Source organism: Simiaoa sp. (genome assembly GCF_051972595.1).
In the GTDB taxonomy this organism is placed as follows: domain Bacteria; phylum Bacillota; class Clostridia; order Lachnospirales; family Lachnospiraceae; genus Acetatifactor; species Acetatifactor hominis.
Genome location: NZ_JBOKRY010000002.1, coordinates 1 through 18,294, shown reverse-complemented (window position 1 = coordinate 18,294; position 18,294 = coordinate 1). Strand labels below are relative to the sequence as shown.

General features: G+C 50.3%; 15 protein-coding genes and 1 pseudogene. 15 read left to right on the top strand and 1 reads right to left on the bottom strand.

The window, feature by feature from the left end:
* Window positions 1–12 precede the first annotated feature (12 nt).
* Together ACTRDR_RS00835 and pfkA are read left to right on the top strand one after the other, a co-directional pair.
* The gene (locus ACTRDR_RS00835; protein ID WP_440525800.1) at window positions 13–3,753 is read left to right on the top strand and encodes a DNA polymerase III subunit alpha; all 3,741 of its coding nucleotides are present in this window, start codon (window positions 13–15) and stop codon (window positions 3,751–3,753) included.
* 55 nt (window positions 3,754–3,808) lie between these two features.
* Complete coding sequence (gene pfkA / locus ACTRDR_RS00830) at window positions 3,809–4,783, top strand: 6-phosphofructokinase (RefSeq protein ID WP_176865362.1); 975 nt, start codon at window positions 3,809–3,811, stop codon at window positions 4,781–4,783.
* Between the two features lie 25 nt (window positions 4,784–4,808).
* On the opposite strand, the pseudogene ACTRDR_RS00825 reads toward pfkA, so the two are convergent.
* Window positions 4,809–5,034, bottom strand: a pseudogene (locus tag ACTRDR_RS00825) (hypothetical protein).
* A 279-nt stretch (window positions 5,035–5,313) separates the two neighbouring features.
* Here ACTRDR_RS00825 and ACTRDR_RS00820 point away from each other — a divergent pair.
* From ACTRDR_RS00820 to lysS, 13 genes are all read left to right on the top strand, one after another.
* Window positions 5,314–6,117, top strand: a complete 804-nt coding sequence (locus ACTRDR_RS00820; protein ID WP_176865359.1) for an RNA methyltransferase — start codon at window positions 5,314–5,316, stop codon at window positions 6,115–6,117.
* 65 nt (window positions 6,118–6,182) lie between these two features.
* On the top strand, window positions 6,183–6,980 hold the full coding sequence (proC, locus tag ACTRDR_RS00815; RefSeq protein WP_440525799.1) for a pyrroline-5-carboxylate reductase: 798 nt from the start codon (window positions 6,183–6,185) through the stop codon (window positions 6,978–6,980).
* A 359-nt stretch (window positions 6,981–7,339) separates the two neighbouring features.
* Window positions 7,340–8,419 (top strand): cell wall hydrolase, encoded by a 1,080-nt coding sequence (locus tag ACTRDR_RS00810; RefSeq protein WP_176865355.1) that lies wholly within the window; start codon window positions 7,340–7,342, stop codon window positions 8,417–8,419.
* Between the two features lie 170 nt (window positions 8,420–8,589).
* Window positions 8,590–9,069, top strand: coding sequence for an NfeD family protein (locus tag ACTRDR_RS00805; RefSeq protein ID WP_440525798.1), 480 nt, complete (start codon window positions 8,590–8,592; stop codon window positions 9,067–9,069).
* An 82-nt stretch (window positions 9,070–9,151) separates the two neighbouring features.
* The gene (locus tag ACTRDR_RS00800; RefSeq protein ID WP_176864819.1) at window positions 9,152–10,075 is read left to right on the top strand and encodes an SPFH domain-containing protein; all 924 of its coding nucleotides are present in this window, start codon (window positions 9,152–9,154) and stop codon (window positions 10,073–10,075) included.
* A 199-nt stretch (window positions 10,076–10,274) separates the two neighbouring features.
* Entirely contained in the window at window positions 10,275–11,258 is a 984-nt protein-coding gene (gene argF / locus ACTRDR_RS00795) for an ornithine carbamoyltransferase (protein WP_440525797.1), read from the top strand.
* A gap of 2 nt (window positions 11,259–11,260) precedes the next feature.
* Window positions 11,261–12,298: a biotin--[acetyl-CoA-carboxylase] ligase gene (locus ACTRDR_RS00790; protein ID WP_440525893.1), complete on the top strand. Its 1,038-nt coding sequence runs from the start codon at window positions 11,261–11,263 to the stop codon at window positions 12,296–12,298.
* Window positions 12,299–12,372: 74 nt separating this feature from the next.
* A complete protein-coding gene (locus ACTRDR_RS00785; RefSeq protein ID WP_176864813.1) occupies window positions 12,373–12,735 on the top strand; it encodes a DUF6145 family protein in 363 nt (120 codons plus the stop codon).
* Window positions 12,732–13,502 carry a type III pantothenate kinase gene (locus tag ACTRDR_RS00780; RefSeq protein WP_440525796.1) on the top strand — a complete coding sequence of 257 codons (771 nt, stop codon included), beginning with the start codon at window positions 12,732–12,734 and terminating at the stop codon, window positions 13,500–13,502. The genes ACTRDR_RS00785 and ACTRDR_RS00780 overlap by 4 nt, the downstream gene beginning before the upstream one ends.
* An 80-nt stretch (window positions 13,503–13,582) precedes the next feature.
* Entirely contained in the window at window positions 13,583–14,557 is a 975-nt protein-coding gene (dusB, locus tag ACTRDR_RS00775; RefSeq protein ID WP_440525795.1) for a tRNA dihydrouridine synthase DusB, read from the top strand.
* Window positions 14,558–14,702: 145 nt separating this feature from the next.
* Window positions 14,703–15,557 carry a hypothetical protein gene (locus ACTRDR_RS00770; RefSeq protein WP_440525794.1) on the top strand — a complete coding sequence of 285 codons (855 nt, stop codon included), beginning with the start codon at window positions 14,703–14,705 and terminating at the stop codon, window positions 15,555–15,557.
* Window positions 15,558–15,618: 61 nt separating this feature from the next.
* On the top strand, window positions 15,619–16,107 hold the full coding sequence (gene greA / locus ACTRDR_RS00765) for a transcription elongation factor GreA (RefSeq protein ID WP_022154500.1): 489 nt from the start codon (window positions 15,619–15,621) through the stop codon (window positions 16,105–16,107).
* Window positions 16,108–16,134: 27 nt separating this feature from the next.
* The gene (gene lysS, locus ACTRDR_RS00760) at window positions 16,135–18,069 is read left to right on the top strand and encodes a lysine--tRNA ligase (RefSeq protein ID WP_440525793.1); all 1,935 of its coding nucleotides are present in this window, start codon (window positions 16,135–16,137) and stop codon (window positions 18,067–18,069) included.
* Window positions 18,070–18,294 lie beyond the last annotated feature (225 nt).

Sequence of the window (18,294 nt, the reverse complement as noted above, 5' to 3'; positions counted from 1 at the left end):
GGGAACAGCAACATGGCGTTTACCCATCTTCATGTCCATACAGAATATTCTCTGTTGGACGGATCCAATAAGATTAAAGAATATGTAGCCAGAGTCAAGGAACTGGGCATGAACAGCGCGGCGATCACCGACCATGGTGTTATGTACGGTGTGATCGATTTTTACCGTGCAGCCAGAGAAGCGGGGATCAAGCCGATCCTGGGCTGTGAGGTGTACGTGGCGCCCAATTCCCGTTTTGACAAGGAATTGACCGGCGGTGAGGACCGTTACCATCATCTGGTGCTGTTGGCGGAGAACAATACCGGCTATGCGAACCTGATGAAGATCGTCAGCCGCGGTTTTACCGAAGGCTATTATTATAAACCCCGTGTGGATATGGAAGTACTGCAGGAGTTCCATGAGGGTATCATTGCGCTGTCTGCCTGTCTTGCGGGAGAAGTGCCCCGGTTTATTTTAAAGGGCATGAAAGAAGAAGCGAGAATGGCAGCCCGTAAGTATGAGGCATGCTTTGGCAAGGGCAACTATTTTCTGGAATTACAGGATCACGGCATCCCGGAACAGCGCACGGTAAATATGGAACTGCTCCAGATGAGCAGAGAGCTGGACATTCCCTTGGTGACCACCAACGATGTGCACTATACCTATGCCGAGGATGCGATCCCTCATGACATCCTGCTGTGCCTGCAGACGGGCAAAAAGCTGGCGGACGAGGATCGTATGCGCTACGAGGGTGGACAGTATTATGTCAAGAGCGAAGAAGAAATGAAGGGACTGTTCCCCTATGCCTGGGAGGCGGTGGAGAATACCCAGAGGATCGCGGACCGCTGTAACGTGGAGATCGAATTCGGCGTGACGAAGCTGCCGAAATACGATGTGCCGGAAGGGTACGATTCCTGGAGCTACTTGAATAAGCTTTGCGATGACGGACTGGCGGAACGTTACGGTGATGGCAATCAGCCCGCCGGAGAGACCGGACAGACTCTCAGGGAGCGCCTGGACTATGAGCTTGGCGTTATTCAGAGAATGGGATATGTGGACTACTTCCTGATCGTATGGGATTTCATCAATTATGCCAAGGAGCACGGGATCCCCGTGGGACCGGGACGAGGCTCTGCGGCGGGAAGCATCGTGGCATATTGCCTGAAGATCACCAACATTGATCCGATCCATTATAATCTGCTGTTTGAACGATTCCTGAACCCGGAACGTGTCTCCATGCCCGATATTGACGTGGATTTCTGCTTTGAACGAAGACAGGAGGTCATCGATTATGTAGGCAGAAAATACGGTAACGACAAGGTGGTGCAGATCGTCACCTTCGGTACCCTGGCGGCGAAAGGTGTCATCCGCGATGTGGGACGAGTCATGGATCTGCCCTATGCTTTTGTGGATTCCATTGCCAAAATGGTGCCCAATGAACTGAACATTACATTAAATAAAGCACTGGAGATGAACCCGGAATTCCGTAAGCTCTATCAGGAGGACGAACAGGTACATCACCTGATCGATATGTGTAAACGATTGGAGGGATTACCCAGACATACCTCCATGCACGCGGCGGGCGTAGTCATCTGTCAGAAGTCGGCGGATGAATTTGTGCCCCTGTCACGAGGCTCCGATGGTTCCATCGTCACTCAGTTTACCATGACGACACTGGAAGAGCTGGGACTTCTGAAAATGGATTTCCTGGGGTTACGTACCCTGACCGTGATCCATGATGCGGTTCAGTTTATTGAAAATACCACCGGCAGACACATTGATGTGGATGCCATCGACTATAATGATCCGAAAGTACTGGCTTCCATCGGCACCGGCAGAACGGAAGGCGTGTTTCAGCTGGAAAGTGGGGGGATGAAGAGCTTCATGAAGGAACTGCGTCCCCAGAATCTGGAGGATGTGGTGGCAGGTATCTCCCTGTACCGTCCCGGCCCTATGGACTTTATCCCGAAGTATATTCAGGGTAAGAACCATCCGGATGCCGTCACCTATGCCTGCCCGCAGCTGGAGCCGATCTTAAAGCCCACCTACGGCTGCATCGTATACCAGGAGCAGGTAATGCAGATCGTTCGCGATCTTGCGGGATATACTTTGGGCCGAAGCGATCTGGTGCGCCGTGCCATGAGTAAAAAGAAGCAGGCCGTCATGGAAAAAGAGCGGGCAAACTTCATCTACGGTAATCCGGAGGAGAATGTCCCCGGCTGTATTGCCAACGGCATTGATGAGCAGACCGCAGGACAGATCTACGACATGATGATGGACTTCGCCAAGTATGCGTTTAACAAGTCCCATGCGGCATGTTATGCGGTGGTGGCTTACCAGACGGCGTATTTAAAATACTATTATCCCGTGGAATTCATGGCGGCGCTGATGACCTCCGTCATCGATAACCCGAAAAAAGTATCGGAGTATATTTTGAACTGCCGGAACATGAATATCGCCATTCTTCCGCCGGATGTGAATGCGGGAGAAGCCGGATTCTCCGTGACAGATGGCAAGATCCGCTATGCCCTGACGGCCATCAAAGGCGTGGGACGTCCGGTCATCGACAGTCTGGTGCAGGAGCGTAAGGAGAGAGGCCCCTTCACAAACCTGAAGGACTTCATCACCCGTATGTCCGACAAAAAAGAGATGAACAAGCGGGCAATTGAGAACCTGATCAAAGCAGGAGCCATGGACGGACTGGGTGGCACGAGAAAACAGTTCATGAGCGTCTATGTGCAGATCGCGGATCATATTGCGCACGATAAGAAAAACAACCTGGCAGGGCAGATTTCCCTGTTTGATATCGCCGGCGAAGAAGATAAGGAAGAATTCGATATCCGGATGCCGAATGTAGGTGAATACAGCAAGGAAATGCTGCTTGGCTTTGAAAAAGAGGTTCTGGGTGTCTATGTCAGCGGTCATCCTTTAGAGGAATACCAGGAGCTGTGGCAGAGCTGCATCAGCAATACCGCCGGAGACTTTGCACTGGATGAAGAGTCCGGAGAGGTGGAACTGGTTAAGGATCAGGCAAATGCGGTCATCGGCGGACTGATCGCGGATAAAAACGTAAAATACACCAAGAACGACAAGATCATGGCATTTTTAAATGTGGAGGATCTGATCGGCAATGTGGAAGTCGTGGTATTTCCGCAGGTGTATGAGCGTTACAGCACGCTGCTTGTGGAAGATGCGAAAGTGTTTATCCGGGGCAGAGTGTCGTTGGAGGAAGACAAGGACGGCAAGCTGATCTGTGACCAGATCAGCAGCTTCGAGGATGCACAGGCAGCCAGAGCGGCGAACCAGCCGTTGTTTCCCAGAAATTACGGAGGCCGGGGAGGCAACATACGTAACGGAAGCTATGGTAACAATAACGGATACCGTAATCCCGGGAACAGCAGCGGACAGTATCCGGTCGGCGCCATGCCAGGCGGACAGACAGGCAGAACGGTGGAACAGACGCAACCCGGCAAACGGCCGCAGGACGCCCAAACCGGGCAGAAAAAAGGGATGCCGGCGGGAGCCTGGATCCAGTTTGCAAACAGAGAAGCCTATAAGGAGCGCGAGCAGGAACTTCTGCAGGCCATAGCGGATTTCGAGGGCGATGATGATGTGGTGATCTTCCTGCGGGATACGAAAAACTACAAGATCCTGCCGTCAAATTTCCGTGTAAAAGCGGATGAAAAACTGCTGGAAAAATTGTATACACTGTTTGGAAAAGAAAATGTTAAATTTATAACGAAACCTATTGAAAACCGTACCAAAATAGATTAAAATAGGAAGTCGAGAAGAGAAAATTATTCGTTCGTTTACTTAGGAGGTAACAGTCATGGCAAAAGAGATTAAGACGATCGGCGTACTGACCAGCGGCGGTGATGCACCGGGAATGAACGCTGCTATCCGTGCAGTTGTTCGTACAGCCATTGCAAGAGGACTGAAGGTTAAGGGTATTAAAAAAGGTTATCAGGGTCTTTTGAATGAAGAGATCGTAGATATGGAAGCCAAGGATGTGTCTGATATCATCCAGCGCGGTGGTACCATTCTTGGAACCGCACGTTGCCTGGAGTTCAAGGAGGCGGAAGGACAGAAGAAGGGTGCTGAGATCTGCAGAAAGCATGGTATCGACGGTATCGTTGTCATCGGCGGTGACGGTTCCTACCGTGGTGCGCAGGCTCTGTCCAGACTTGGCATTAATACCATCGGTCTTCCCGGAACCATCGACCTGGATATCGCCTGTACCGAGTACACCATCGGCTTCGATACCGCGGTGAACACTGCAATGCAGGCAATCGACAAGGTTAAGGATACCTCTTCCTCTCACGAGAGATGCAGTATCATCGAGGTAATGGGCAGAAATGCCGGGTATATCGCTCTGTGGTGCGGTATTGCCAACGGTGCCGAGGATATCCTGCTTCCCGAAAAGTACGATTACAACGAACAGAATATTATCAATAATATCATTACCAACCGTAAGCATGGCAAGACCCATCACATCATCATCAATGCCGAGGGAATCGGACATTCCACTTCCATGGCACGCCGTATCGAGGCAGCTACCGGTATTGAGACCCGTGCTACGATCTTAGGTTACATGCAGCGTGGAGGAAGCCCTACTGCGAAGGATCGTTACTATGCATCTATCATGGGTGCTTACGCAGTAGACATCATGCTGGAAGGCAAGACCAATCGTGTCGTTGGTTATCAGCACGGCGAATTCATCGATTTCGATATCGAGGATGCACTGCAGATGGAGAAGGGTATCAACGATTATCAGTTTGAGGTATCTCATTTACTTTCCATCTAAATTAATGATGCCAGGGTCAAAAGGTCTAAGCCCACATGAGCTTGCTCATAAGTGGGTGAAAGACCTTAGGACCCGCCCCGATATGAGCATAAAAGTGGGATGATAATCCCACGATATGCGAATATTGGGTAGGGTGCTATGTGCCAGTGGCACATGTTTAGCACGGACCGAAGCGGAGCGGAGACGTGGGAGTGCGTAGCACGGAACAATCCGTAGGCATCAAAGTCGGGGGCTTTTGACCCCGACATCATTTAATTTAACAGTTCAGACATCATGAATAAGAGTGTCTGAACGGATACGAAGACAAAGGCGTTTCCCATTGCGTGGAAGCGCCTTTTTGACTATAATAAATTCATCCATAGAATGCATCCCGACTGCTTGCAGACAGGGGATGCACTCTATGAGATGAGTAAACAAACATATGTAAGTAGGACGATTAGCCCGGATTACGCATGCTTGTTATGGATTCAGGAGTTCGCAGAACGGAGAACCATATTATTATGATCTTTAGGAGCAGGGAGCATACAGATATGATCACGAGCAGCAACAATGCAAAAGTAAAACAGGTCGTGCAGTGGCAGACGAAGGCGAAGGAACGGCGTAAGGATCACGTATTTTTGGCGGAAGGCGTCAGAATGTGTGAGGAAGCCCCGGTAAAAAGTGTAAGAGAGGTCTATCTCACAGAAGAATTGGAGCAGAAGCTTCGGCAGAATGCCCAAAACGGCGATACTGCATTCTGGGATAAGCTTCAGCAGACCGGCTATGAGACCGTATCCCCGGAAGTATTTGCAAAAATGGCAGATACCCAGACTCCCCAGGGTATCCTCACCGTGTTGGAGCAGCCTTCCTATGACCTGACACAGCTTCTGGAACAGCCGGAGCCTTTATTTTTGATTTTGGAGAATTTACAGGATCCCGGGAACCTGGGAACCATGATCCGTACTGGGGAAGGAGCTGGAATAACGGGTGTTATCATGAATAGTCAGACCGTGGATATCTTCAATCCCAAGACCATCCGTGCCACCATGGGCTCCATATTCCGGGTACCGTTTGTCTATGTGCCGGAGTTATCCCCGGTGCTTACGCAGATGCATGAAAAAGGGATCCATACTTATGCGGCCCACCTGAAGGGTAAGGAATATTACGATAGCTTTTCCTTCCGGGAGCCCACCGCATTCCTCATTGGCAATGAAGGAAACGGGCTGACAAAAGAGATCTCAGACCAGTCCGGGCAGTACCTCAAAATCCCCATGGAGGGTAAGGTGGAATCCCTTAATGCCTCGATCGCTGCGGCACTTCTGATGTATGAGGCGCACAGACAGCGAAAACTGTAGGCATAGTAGCGGTTCGGGGCTATATGATATTTAGGTAGGAAAACAGAACAGGAGGACAATGTATTATGAAGATTGGATTTATCGGATTGGGAAATATGGCAACGGCAATGATCGGCGGCATGCTGCAGAAAGGCATTGCAAAGCCGGAGGACATCATCGGTTCTTCTAAGACAGAAGCAACCGCAGAAAAAATCAAATCAAAATTTAATATTAACACATCGACCGATAACAAAACGGTAGCCGCGCAGGCGGACGTCCTGTTCCTGGCCGTAAAGCCTGTCTTTTTCCCGGAAGTGATCGCCGAGATTAAGGATGCTGTGAAGGCTGATACCCTGATCGTCAGCATCGCAGCAGGCAGGAATCTACAGTATCTGAAGGATGCATTTGGCAGACCGGAGCTTAAGCTGATCCGCTGCATGCCCAATACGCCGGCCCTGGTACTGGAAGGCTGCACCGGTGTCTGCGCCGGGGAGAATGTCACAGAAGAAGATTTAGAGCAGGTGCTTTTCCTGCTTCGTTCCTTCGGCATCGCCAGTGTCGTGCCTGAGAGACTGATGGATGTGGTCGTGGGAGTCAGCGGAAGCTCTCCCGCATATGTATTCATGTTCATCGAGGCTATGGCGGATGAGGCTGTGGCAGCCGGAATGCCCAGAAAACAGGCTTATGAATTCGCAGCACAGTCCGTACTCGGAAGCGCCAAAATGGTATTGGAGACCGGAAAACATCCCGGCGAGCTGAAGGATATGGTATGCTCTCCCGGAGGCACCACGATCCAGGCAGTCAAGGTGCTGGAGGAGAAGGGACTGCGCGCCGCTGTGATGGATGCCATGGACGCCTGCATCGAGAAGTCGAAATGTATGTAGTGACAGCTCGACCATGAACAGAGTCGAGAGCAAAAATCATGTTAACATGATTTTGTGAACGAATATGTTCATGAGTTGAGCGCCGGTTCATGAACAAAGGTAGTCACGCAGTGACGAAAAGCGTGATAACGCGACTTTGCGGATGGCGCAAGCCGAGCTGTCATGGCTAAATAGCGCCCAACCCCCCATAACTTGACAAAAATTTTGTCATCTGCTATGATATTCCGCGTAACAAATTTAACATTTTTGTAACAAACCGGTGAAAATATTAAGAAATATATCATATACTATTCACTGGTAGAGCCGCAGGTATACCACCCCGTCTGGGGAATTTTCCTGTGGGAAAGGCGTGTATCAAGATGACAAAAAGCAGAAGAATGCTGGCTGTATGTGCAGGACTGCTCTGTTCTATCTTCCTGAGCATGCAAATGAGCATGACCGCACAGGCAAGCAATACCAAAAACTATGTCAATGATCTGAACGGTGGTGTCGCATCGATCTTAGATCCCGGTTCCAAAAACAGTACCGAGGTGATCAATGCCACAGTAAAGGAATTGAATCTGACATTTCCCTCTGAGGATGAGATCGGTTCCGGACTGGTCATGGCAAACGTAAGAGATGCCGTGAATGTACGAAGCGATGCCAGCGAGGATGCTTCCAAGGTCGGTAAGTTATACAAGGACTGTGGAGGTACAATCTTAGAGCAGAAGGACGGATGGACTAAGATCCAGTCCGGAACCCTGATCGGTTGGGCGAAGAATGAATACCTTCTGTTCGGTGAGGATGCCAAAGCACTGGCAAATGATGTGGGACGAATGATCGCACAGATCAATACGGAGACTCTCCGCGTGAGAACAGAAGCCAGTCAGGATGCAGGAGTATTGGGACTGGTTCCCAAGGGTGACATCGTAGATGTCGTGGACAGCAGCAATCCCGAATGGGTCTGCATTGATTATGAAGGTACGGACGGCTATGTGTCCGCCGAATATGTAACACTGGATTTCCAAATCGACTCCGGTGAGACCTTAGAGGAGATCAAGGCAAGAGAAGCCGCAGAGCGTGAAGCTAAGCGCCATGTGAACTACGGTGAGTACACCACCGATGCGGATACCACACAGCTGTTGGCAGCACTGATCCAGTGCGAGGCAGGATGCGAAAGCTACGAAGGACAGCTGGCAGTAGGTGCTGTGGTTATGAACCGTGTACGAAGCGGTGCTTATCCTAACAGTATCCACGGTGTGATCTATGCATCCGGACAGTTCACTCCGGCATTGAACGGTAAGGTAAATACCGTATACGAATCCGGCAAGATCAACGCAAGCTGCATCAAGGCAGCGGAAGAAGCCATCTCCGGCGTATCCAATGTGGGAGATCTGACACACTTCAGACGTAACAACGGCCGTGACGGAATCGTGATCGGTAATCATGTATTCTATTAAACTCAAAAGAATACAAAAGAGGCGGTGTCCTAAAGGGGATGCCGTCTTTTTGACTAAAAAGACATCCCAGGACAGCACAATAACCATAAGTATCGTGCAAAAGTAGCGGTTGCCACGCACATATATTTGTAGTACACTGGATACAACTACAAAACCAAAGGAGTGATTACATGAGTGAAATGGTAACCTTGTGGCTTGTGGTGTTGATCGTATCGATCGGTGTGGAAGTCGCTACGCTGGGACTGACGAGCATATGGTTCGCCGGAGGCGCAGTGGTGGCAGTGATCGTTGCCGCATTTCATGGACCGGTCTGGTTACAGATCCTGTTATTTTTTGCAGTATCTCTGCTGCTGTTATTTTTCACCAGACCTGTCGCTGTCCGGTATTTCAACAAGGACCGCGTAAGGACGAACGTGGAAAGCATGATCGGCAGGCAGGCCATCGTGACCAGTGAGATCGACAATCTGCAGGGCATAGGACAGGTAACGGTAGGCGGTCAGGAGTGGAGTGCCAGAACCGAAGCAGACGGGATGAATTTACAGCCCGGGACCGTGGTGGACATTGTGGCAGTCAGCGGAGTCAAGCTGATCGTCAAAGTGGATCCCCAGATGGCAAAAGTGACGGAAAACCTATCGGGACCGCAGTCGTAAGAATCGTGTAGAACCAATACATGAGGGAAAAGCGCGTACAAGGGATACGCAGCGTACATAAACGTACGCAGAAGGAGGAAAAATGTTAGCATTGATCATTATTGTCGTTTTAGTATTATGGATCTTCGTATCCTGTATCAAGATCGTTCCTCAGGCACAGGCCTATGTCATCGAGCGTCTGGGTGCTTATCAGGCTACCTGGAATGTAGGATTTAATTTGAAGATCCCGTTCGTCGACAAGGTTGCCAGAAAAGTCAACTTAAAGGAGCAGGTAGCGGATTTCCCGCCCCAGCCTGTGATCACCAAGGATAACGTAACCATGCGGATCGATACCGTAGTCTTCTATCAGATCACCGATCCCAAGCTGTTCACCTACGGCGTAGAGAATCCTATGATGGCAATCGAGAATCTGACTGCCACCACCCTGCGTAACATCATCGGTGACCTGGAGCTGGATCAGACACTGACATCCCGTGAGACCATCAATACCAAGATGCGTGCAGCACTGGATATCGCCACCGATCCCTGGGGTATTAAGGTCAACCGTGTAGAGCTGAAGAACATCATTCCTCCCGCAGAGATCCAGAATGCCATGGAGAAGCAGATGAAGGCAGAGCGTGAGAGACGTGAAGCCGTAACCCGTGCCGAAGGTGAGAAGAAGGCGAAGATCCTGGAGGCAGAAGGTGCCAAGGAGTCTGCAATCCTCCGTGCAGAGGCAGATAAGCAGGCAGCCATCCTTCGTGCGGAAGCTGAGAAAGAGAAAATGATCCGTGAGGCAGAAGGTGAAGCCGAAGCCATCCTGAAGGTGCAGCAGGCAAATGCCGATGGTATCAAGATGCTAAGAGAAGCAGGCGCAGACGAAGCAGTCCTTAAGTTAAAGAGTCTGGAAGCTTTTGAAAAAGTGGCAGACGGTCAGGCTACCACGATCCTGCTTCCCGCAGAACTGCAGGGTATTGCCAGCGTAGCAGAGACCTTCAAGGCAGCAGCCGGCAAAAAAGCAGAATAAAAGTCATACCGAATAGAGTCAGACAGATCAAAGAGGATCTCTTCCGGAGTGCCGGTAGGGATCCTTTTTTGCTCTAAAGATCAGAAAACGTAGCATAAAGTGCATGCTGCGAGGGGTTGAAAAACGCCGAATAATGAAGTATATTGATTACATATAGCTAAAAATGCAGAGGTCAGAAGCCTCGGAAAAGAGGAGTATTATGGATTTAAAGGGACGCGATTTTTTAAAGTTACTGGATTTTACACCGGAAGAGATCGAATATCTGCTGGATCTGGCAGCAGACCTGAAAGATAAAAAGAAAAAGGGAATCCCCGTAGATACTCTCCGAGGCAAAAATGTGGCTCTGATCTTCGAGAAGACCAGTACACGTACCAGATGTGCTTTTGAAGTGGCAGCGCATGATCTGGGAATGGGTACCACTTATCTGGATCCCACCGGATCCCAGATCGGTAAAAAAGAAAGCATCGCCGATACCGCCAGAGTACTGGCAGGTATGTTCGAAGGTATCGAATACCGTGGCTTTGGACAGGATATTGTAGAGGAACTGGCAAAATACTCCAAGGTTCCTGTATGGAACGGATTGACCAATGAGTTCCATCCCACACAGATGCTGGCAGATCTTCTGACCATCCGTGAGCATTTCGGACACCTGAAGGGGATCCGCATGACCTACATGGGAGATGCCCGTTACAACATGGGCAACTCTCTGATGGTAGCCTGCGCGAAGATGGGTATGCATTTTACCGCATGTACCACTGCAAAATATTTCCCGGCAAAAGAACTGGTGGCAGAATGTGAAGCAATCGCCGCACAGACCGGTGGAAGCATCACACTGACTGAGGATGTTAAGGCCGGAACAGGGGATGTGGATGTGATCTACACAGATGTCTGGGTATCCATGGGTGAGCCCGACGAAGTATGGACCGAGCGTATTAAGGAGCTGTCTCCTTATCAGGTGAACAAAGCAGTCATGGACAATGCCGGCAAGCAGGCAATCTTCATGCACTGTCTCCCCGCCTTCCATGATCTCAAGACCAAGATCGGCGCCCAGATGGGTGAGAGATTCGGTATTACCGAGATGGAAGTAACAGATGAAGTATTTGAATCCAGTCAGTCTCTGGTATTTGAAGAGGCTGAGAATCGTATGCATACAATCAAGGCAGTGATGGCGGCAACTTTATGAGTATGAAAGCAAAGATATTAGAGCTCCTTCGGGAAAAAAAGGAGCAGGTGGCAGCAGGAGCACCGGAGTCCGGGGTGTATGTCTCCGGACAGGAGCTCTGTGAGCAGTTCGGCGTATCGAGAACTGCGGTATGGAAAGCCATCGGACAACTGAAAAAGGAAGGTTATGTCATTGAAGCGGTACAGAACCGCGGCTATCGGCTGGTGGAACAGGCACAGGAAGTCTATAACCAGGCGGATATTCAGAGCAGACTGAAGACGAAATGGGTGGGACATCCTTTGCTGTTTTTTGACAGTATTGATTCCACCAATATCCGCGCAAAGCAGGAAGCGGAACAAGGCGCGGAGAACGGACTGTTAGTCGTAGCGGATCAGCAGACTGCCGGACGTGGCAGAAGAGGCCGCGGCTGGGAGAGCCCTGCGGCGACGAATATCTACTACACGTTACTATTAAAGCCGGATTTTACTGCGGACTGCGCACCCATGTTAACGTTAGTCATGGCACTGGCGGTGGCAAAGGGCATCCGGCAGACACTTGGCCGTGACAGCAGGGAGGCAGCTGCGAAGGTCGGTATCAAATGGCCCAATGATATCGTCGTGGATGGAAAAAAGGTCTGCGGCATCCTCACAGAGATGAGCATGGAGCAGGGTTATATCCATCACATCGTCATCGGTGTGGGCATCAATGTGCGCAGGCAGGAATTCTCGGAGGAGATCAGGGAGCGGGCAGCAGCCATTGATGAACAGTGTGGATTTTGTATTTCCCGCAGCCAGCTGATCGCGGACATCATGGAAGCTTTTGAGGAGGATTACGACATCTTCTTACAGACCCATGACCTGAAAGGGCTCAGAGACTCCTATGCCAAGCTTCTCCTGAACCAGGACAGAGAGGTCTGTGTACTGGATCCCAAGGGAGAATACCGTGGCATTGCCAGAGGTATCAACGACCAGGGCGAGCTTATCGTAGAGAGACAGGACGGCACAGTAGAGGAAGTCTATGCCGGTGAGGTATCCGTCCGCGGAATCTATGGCTACGTGTAGTGCCTGAGGGAGCAAAGCAAGAAGCCCTGACTGGATCAGAAACAGATTGAGAATAAAAAACAGGATAGAGAATTATGGACGAGAACAAAGTTGTACTCTGTGGCGCCAACGCCTATGAGAAAAAATATTATTTTAACGAAGAACAATTCAAGATGATCCCGGACTCCATCAAGCAGGAGCTGCATGTGATCTGTGTGCTGTTCACAGAGGAAGTGGGTGGCGTGTTCACCATTGCTTTTGAAGAGGACGGCAACGTAGTCATGGAGACCAACGCGGATGACGATGACATCTATTACGATGAGATTTCTTCCGGACTTTTGATCGCTGAGATCCGCCGCAGCAGACAGGAGCTTTTTGAATCCTTAAGTCTGTACTACCGTGTATTTATCAAAAAAGAGGATGTCTCGGCACTGTTGGATGAGGAGGACGGCGAATGATATTTGTCATAGATGTGGGCAATACCAATATGACCATGGGTGTCTTCCTGGGGGAAAAACTGGCAGCTACTTTCCGGATCATGACAAAGACTCCCAGAACTTCCGATGAATATGGGATCATGATCACACAGCTGTTGAAAAATAACGGAATTGAGACCTCGGATATCGAGGGAGCCATCATCGCCAGCGTCGTGCCGGATGTGATGCATTCCCTGACCAGTTCTGTCATCCGCTATCTGCATACGAAGCCTCTCATCGTAGGCCCCGGAGTCAAAAGCGGTATTAAGGTGGCTACGGAGGATCCCAGAGGTATCGGCGCGGACCGTATCGTCGATGCGGTGGCAGCATATGTGAAATACGGCGGACCGGTGCTGGTACTGGATTTCGGTACAGCAACCACGTATGACCTGATCACGGAGGATGGAAGATTTACCGCAGGTATCACTGCTCCCGGCATCCGCATCAGTTCTGAAGCCTTATGGAAAGAGACGGCGAAGCTGCCAAATATCGAGATCCGCAAGCCGAAGACCATTCTGGCACAGGAGACCATTACCAGTATGCAGGCCGGTCTGATGTATGGTCAGATCGGACAGACGGAATACATCATTCGCAAGGTAAAGGAAGAGAGCGGTCTTGACAATCTGAAGGTGGTAGCCACCGGGGGATTGGGACGTGCCATCGCAGACGAGACCGACAGCATTGATATCTATGACAGCTCTCTGACGCTGGATGGACTGCGGATCATCTACGACAAGAACCGGAAGTAGTATCCGCAGACAAGATCCGCAAACAGGATACGTAAAAGAATCTATAAATAAAATATAGGATACCGGATCACGGAGAAATTATGAAGAAATTACAGATTGGCAATGTGACCCTGGATAATCCCATCATCCTGGCACCCATGGCAGGCGTATCCGACCTGCCATTTCGTCTGCTCTGCAGAGAAATGGGAGCAGCACTGGTGTGCATGGAGATGGTGAGTGCCAAGGCAATCTATTATAACAATAAAAATACCGACAGCCTTATGGAGATCCATCCCGACGAGGTGCCTGCTTCCTTGCAGCTGTTCGGCTCTGATCCGCAGATTCTTGCGGAGATGGCAAAACGCATCGAGGAGCGCCCTTTTTCCATTCTGGATCTGAACATGGGATGCCCGGTACCGAAGGTAGTGAATAACGGCGAGGGCTCCGCACTGATGAAGGATCCGAAGCTGGCGGAGCAGATCCTGACGGCGTTAGTCAGAGCCATCGACAAGCCGGTGACCGTGAAGATCCGGAAAGGTTTTGATGATGACCATGTCAATGCCGTGGAGATCGCGAAGATCGCGGAAGCCTGTGGTGTGGCAGCGGTAGCGGTGCACGGACGGACCAGAGCCCAGTATTACAGTGGACAGGCAGACTGGGACATCATCGCACAGGTGAAGGATGCGGTGAAGATCCCTGTCATCGGTAACGGCGATGTGGACAGCCCCGAGAAAGCGAAAGCCATTATGGATCAGACCGGCTGTGACGGCGTCATGATCGGCCGGGCGGCGGAGGGCAATCCCTGGATCTTTCGGGAAGTGGTCTCGTACCTTACAGACGGCACGATCCCGGCACGCCCCACGAACAGAGAGAAGCGGGAGCTGATCCTGCGCCATGCGGCATTGCAGCTGGAATACAAGGGCGAATATACCGGCGTCCGGGAGATGCGCAAGCATCTGTCCTGGTATACCGTGGGAATGCCCCATTCCGCCCATTTTCGTCAGACCATCAACACCATGGAGAAAATGGACGAACTGATCCGGGGCGTGTATGACATATTCCCGGATGAAGAGTAGTGCCGGGAGCCCGGTGTACAGCAGTGTCTGCGGAGGCCTGTATAGAATATGGCTTTGTGTGATGCAGCACTGTGCATATAATCGGGCCGGCTGCATACACTGTAGCATGGACACTATTTTGTATCTCTATCCGGTGAGACAAACCGTGGAACAGAGGGCACAGGCAGCGGTATGTAAGTCACAGCCTGTGCAGAAGGGAAAAGCATCCCGGGGAAAACTTTTAAAAATATTCCGGGCACTGTGGAAAACTGCAAAAACGCAGGAAACTACGGAGGCGGTGACTGTTCGCCGGACGGAATATCTATTCCGGGATTACCGTCTGGTCAGGGCGGCAGTGACGTTAGCGGATGGCACGGAGCAGAAACAGACGGAGCAAATACTCCGGGAACAATTGCGGGAACTGACAGAGGATCCGGACCACACATACATTGTGTGCCGTGAACCCCTGTCTTTTTATTACGGAAGGGAATTTCGGGAATATCTGCAGCAGGAATGGTTGGAACATCTGCTTGCCTATGGGGAAAAGGCAAAAGGTGAGCCCCTGTGGCGGGATCTGATCGTGCTGGGGCACAATCCTTTTCTGCCGTATGTCATTCTCGAATATGCACAGGAACTTCAAAGCATGAAGTGGTACCTCACGGCGCGGGAATTACGGGAGGACGAGGAGAGACTTACCTGGGAGTTGGAAGACGAATACGGGCTGATCCCGGAGATCCGTCTGCTAGCGGAAGCAGCAGATTACGACAGGGTGCGGCTGGAGGCGACAGCCCCCTGCCTGGTGCTGGATTTTTGCGACAGCGACAAAGTCTATGGCGGCGGGCTGGCAGCGGGCAGTGTCTGGCTGGATTTTCCGGCATCGGAGGAAAAGGAACGCCGTGTCGCGTACGGATGTCCGCAGATCCGTTATTTTTCCATGAAAAAAGAGTGGAAAGACCCGCGAAAAGCCTTGGAATACCTTGACACCATCAATAAAAATGGGTATAATAACCCGGTTGATTAGGCAGTTATGCTGCCGGGAGTGTCGGCAGCACAAAATATAGAAAACAGGAAGGTGCGGTATCATGCAGGAAAAGAAAAACATTTTGACCTACGAAGGCCTCAGAAAATATGAGGATGAGTTACATGATCTGAAAGTGGTAAAACGTCAGGAAGTTGCCCAGAAGATCAAGGAAGCAAGAGAGCAGGGAGACCTGTCCGAGAACGCTGAGTACGATGCAGCGAAGGATGAGCAGAGAGACATCGAAGCCCGTATCGAAGAGCTGGAAAAAATCCTGAAGAACGCAGAAGTCGTAGTCGAGGATGAAGTAGATCTGGACAAGATCAACATCGGTTGCCAGGTCAAGATCCTGGATATCGAATACAGCGAAGAGCTGGATTACAAGATCGTAGGTTCCACCGAGGCCAACAGCTTAAAGGGCAAGATCTCCAACGAGAGCCCCGTAGGTAAGGCACTGATCGGCCATAAGGTCGGCGATACCGTTGAAGTAGAGACACCCGCAGGTGTATTCTCATATAAGATTCTGGAGATCCAGAGAAGTAACGTTGAGTAAGTAAGACAGAGTAAGGAGTGGAAAAAAGTGGCAGATACACAGAACACAAATGTACAGGAGCAGGATATTCATCAGCTGCTTAAGGTAAAGCGCGAGAAGCTGGCTAACCTGCAGCAGGCAGGCAAGGATCCTTTTCAGATCACCAAATATGATGTGACCCATCACAGCACCGATATCAAGAATAATTTCGAAGAACTGGAAGGCAAGACCGTCCGTATCGCCGGACGTGTAATGTCCAAACGTGTCATGGGTAAGGCATCCTTCTGTAATGTACAGGATCTGCCCGGCAACATTCAGGTATATGTGGCAAGAGACAGCATCGGAGAAGAGTCCTATGCGGATTTCAAAAAGTATGATGTGGGCGATATCGTAGGTATCGAAGGCGAAGTCTTCAAGACCAAGACCGGCGAGATCTCCGTACATGCGTCCCAGGTAATACTGCTGTCCAAGAGCTTACAGATCCTGCCTGAGAAGTTCCATGGCCTGACCAATACCGATATCCGTTATCGTCAGCGTTATACCGACCTGATCATGAATCAGGATGTTAAGGATACTTTCGTAAAGCGTTCTAAGATCATCAGTGCCATCCGCCGTTATTTGGACGGACAGGGCTTCCTGGAAGTAGAGACGCCCATGCTGGTATCCAATGCCGGCGGTGCCGCAGCAAGACCTTTCGAGACCCATTACAATGCGCTGGATGAGGACGTGAAGCTGCGTATCTCCCTGGAGCTGTACCTGAAGAGACTGATCGTCGGCGGCATGGAGCGTGTCTTCGAGATCGGCCGTGTATTCCGTAACGAAGGTCTGGACACCAGACACAATCCGGAATTTACACTGATGGAGCTGTACCAGGCATACACCGACTATTACGGAATGATGGATCTGACTGAGAACATGTTCCGCTATGTGGCACAGGAAGTATGCGGTACTACCGTGATCCCTTATGCAGAAGAGACCATCGACCTGGGCAAGCCTTTCGAGAGACTGACCATGGTAGATGCTGTCAAGAAATACGCAGGCGTTGACTTCGACCAGATTCCCGATACCGCTGCAGCGAAGAAGCTGGCAGACGAGAAGGGTGTGCACTACGAAGAGCGTCATGCCAAGGGCGATATCCTGAACCTGTTCTTCGAGGAGTTCGTAGAAGAGCATCTGATCCAGCCCGTATTCATCATGGATCATCCGGTAGAGATCTCTCCTCTGACCAAGAGAAAGCCGGACAAGCCTGATTATGTAGAGCGTTTCGAGCTGTTCATCTACGGACGTGAAATGTGTAATGCTTATTCCGAGTTAAATGACCCCATCGACCAGAGAGAGCGTTTCAAGGCGCAGGAAGCTGCACTGGCAGCAGGTGATGAGGAAGCCAATACGACCGATGAAGATTTCATGAACGCACTGGAGATCGGTATGCCTCCTACCGGAGGTATCGGTTACGGTATCGACCGTCTGGTAATGCTGCTGACCAACTCTCCTGCGATCCGTGATGTTCTGCTCTTCCCGACAATGAAGTCCCTGGACGCTGACAAGAAGTCTGCGAAGTCAGAAAACAGCACTTCCACAGCAGCACCTGAGAAGGAAGAAGTTATCGACTTCTCCAAGGTAAAGGTAGAGCCTTTATTTGAGGAATTTGTTGATTTCGATACTTTCAGCAAGTCAGATTTCAGAGCTGTAAAGGTTAAAGCGTGTGAAGCTGTTAAGAAATCCAAGAAGCTGTTACAGTTCACTCTGGATGATGGAACAGGCACAGATCGTACGATTTTAAGCGGTATTCACGCTTATTACGAGCCGGAAGAGCTGGTTGGAAAGACCTTAATTGCAATCACTAACCTGCCACCGAGAGCCATGATGGGAATTGAATCCTGTGGAATGCTCCTCAGTGCAATCCATGAGGAAGAGGGAGAAGAAAAGCTCCATCTTCTGATGGTTGATAACCACATCCCGGCTGGTGCAAAGCTGTACTAAAATTAAATATAAAATGTCTAAAACCATGATGTCAGACCGCATTTGACAACAATTTGACAACAAAATTTGGGAGAATGATGAATCGTTATGAAGCATGACGAATTTCAGGTGAAAGGGCACAGGTTTGGGCAATGAAGTAAGAGCACTTCTTAGAGTTAATCTAAGAGGTGCTTTTTTTCGTCCTTGGAAAGTCACATCCCAGCGGTCAGCTTCTGTAAAACAGTA

What these genes read in the sequence shown, in the direction of transcription:
- ACTRDR_RS00835 (WP_440525800.1), top strand. Translation starts at nt 13, where the DNA reads ATGGCGTTTACCCATCTTCATGTCCATACAGAATATTCTCTGTTGGAC.
- pfkA (WP_176865362.1), top strand. Translation starts at nt 3,809, where the DNA reads ATGGCAAAAGAGATTAAGACGATCGGCGTACTGACCAGCGGCGGTGAT.
- ACTRDR_RS00820 (WP_176865359.1), top strand. Translation starts at nt 5,314, where the DNA reads ATGATCACGAGCAGCAACAATGCAAAAGTAAAACAGGTCGTGCAGTGG.
- proC (WP_440525799.1), top strand. Translation starts at nt 6,183, where the DNA reads ATGAAGATTGGATTTATCGGATTGGGAAATATGGCAACGGCAATGATC.
- ACTRDR_RS00810 (WP_176865355.1), top strand. Translation starts at nt 7,340, where the DNA reads ATGACAAAAAGCAGAAGAATGCTGGCTGTATGTGCAGGACTGCTCTGT.
- ACTRDR_RS00805 (WP_440525798.1), top strand. Translation starts at nt 8,590, where the DNA reads ATGAGTGAAATGGTAACCTTGTGGCTTGTGGTGTTGATCGTATCGATC.
- ACTRDR_RS00800 (WP_176864819.1), top strand. Translation starts at nt 9,152, where the DNA reads ATGTTAGCATTGATCATTATTGTCGTTTTAGTATTATGGATCTTCGTA.
- argF (WP_440525797.1), top strand. Translation starts at nt 10,275, where the DNA reads ATGGATTTAAAGGGACGCGATTTTTTAAAGTTACTGGATTTTACACCG.
- ACTRDR_RS00790 (WP_440525893.1), top strand. Translation starts at nt 11,261, where the DNA reads ATGAAAGCAAAGATATTAGAGCTCCTTCGGGAAAAAAAGGAGCAGGTG.
- ACTRDR_RS00785 (WP_176864813.1), top strand. Translation starts at nt 12,373, where the DNA reads ATGGACGAGAACAAAGTTGTACTCTGTGGCGCCAACGCCTATGAGAAA.
- ACTRDR_RS00780 (WP_440525796.1), top strand. Translation starts at nt 12,732, where the DNA reads ATGATATTTGTCATAGATGTGGGCAATACCAATATGACCATGGGTGTC.
- dusB (WP_440525795.1), top strand. Translation starts at nt 13,583, where the DNA reads ATGAAGAAATTACAGATTGGCAATGTGACCCTGGATAATCCCATCATC.
- greA (WP_022154500.1), top strand. Translation starts at nt 15,619, where the DNA reads ATGCAGGAAAAGAAAAACATTTTGACCTACGAAGGCCTCAGAAAATAT.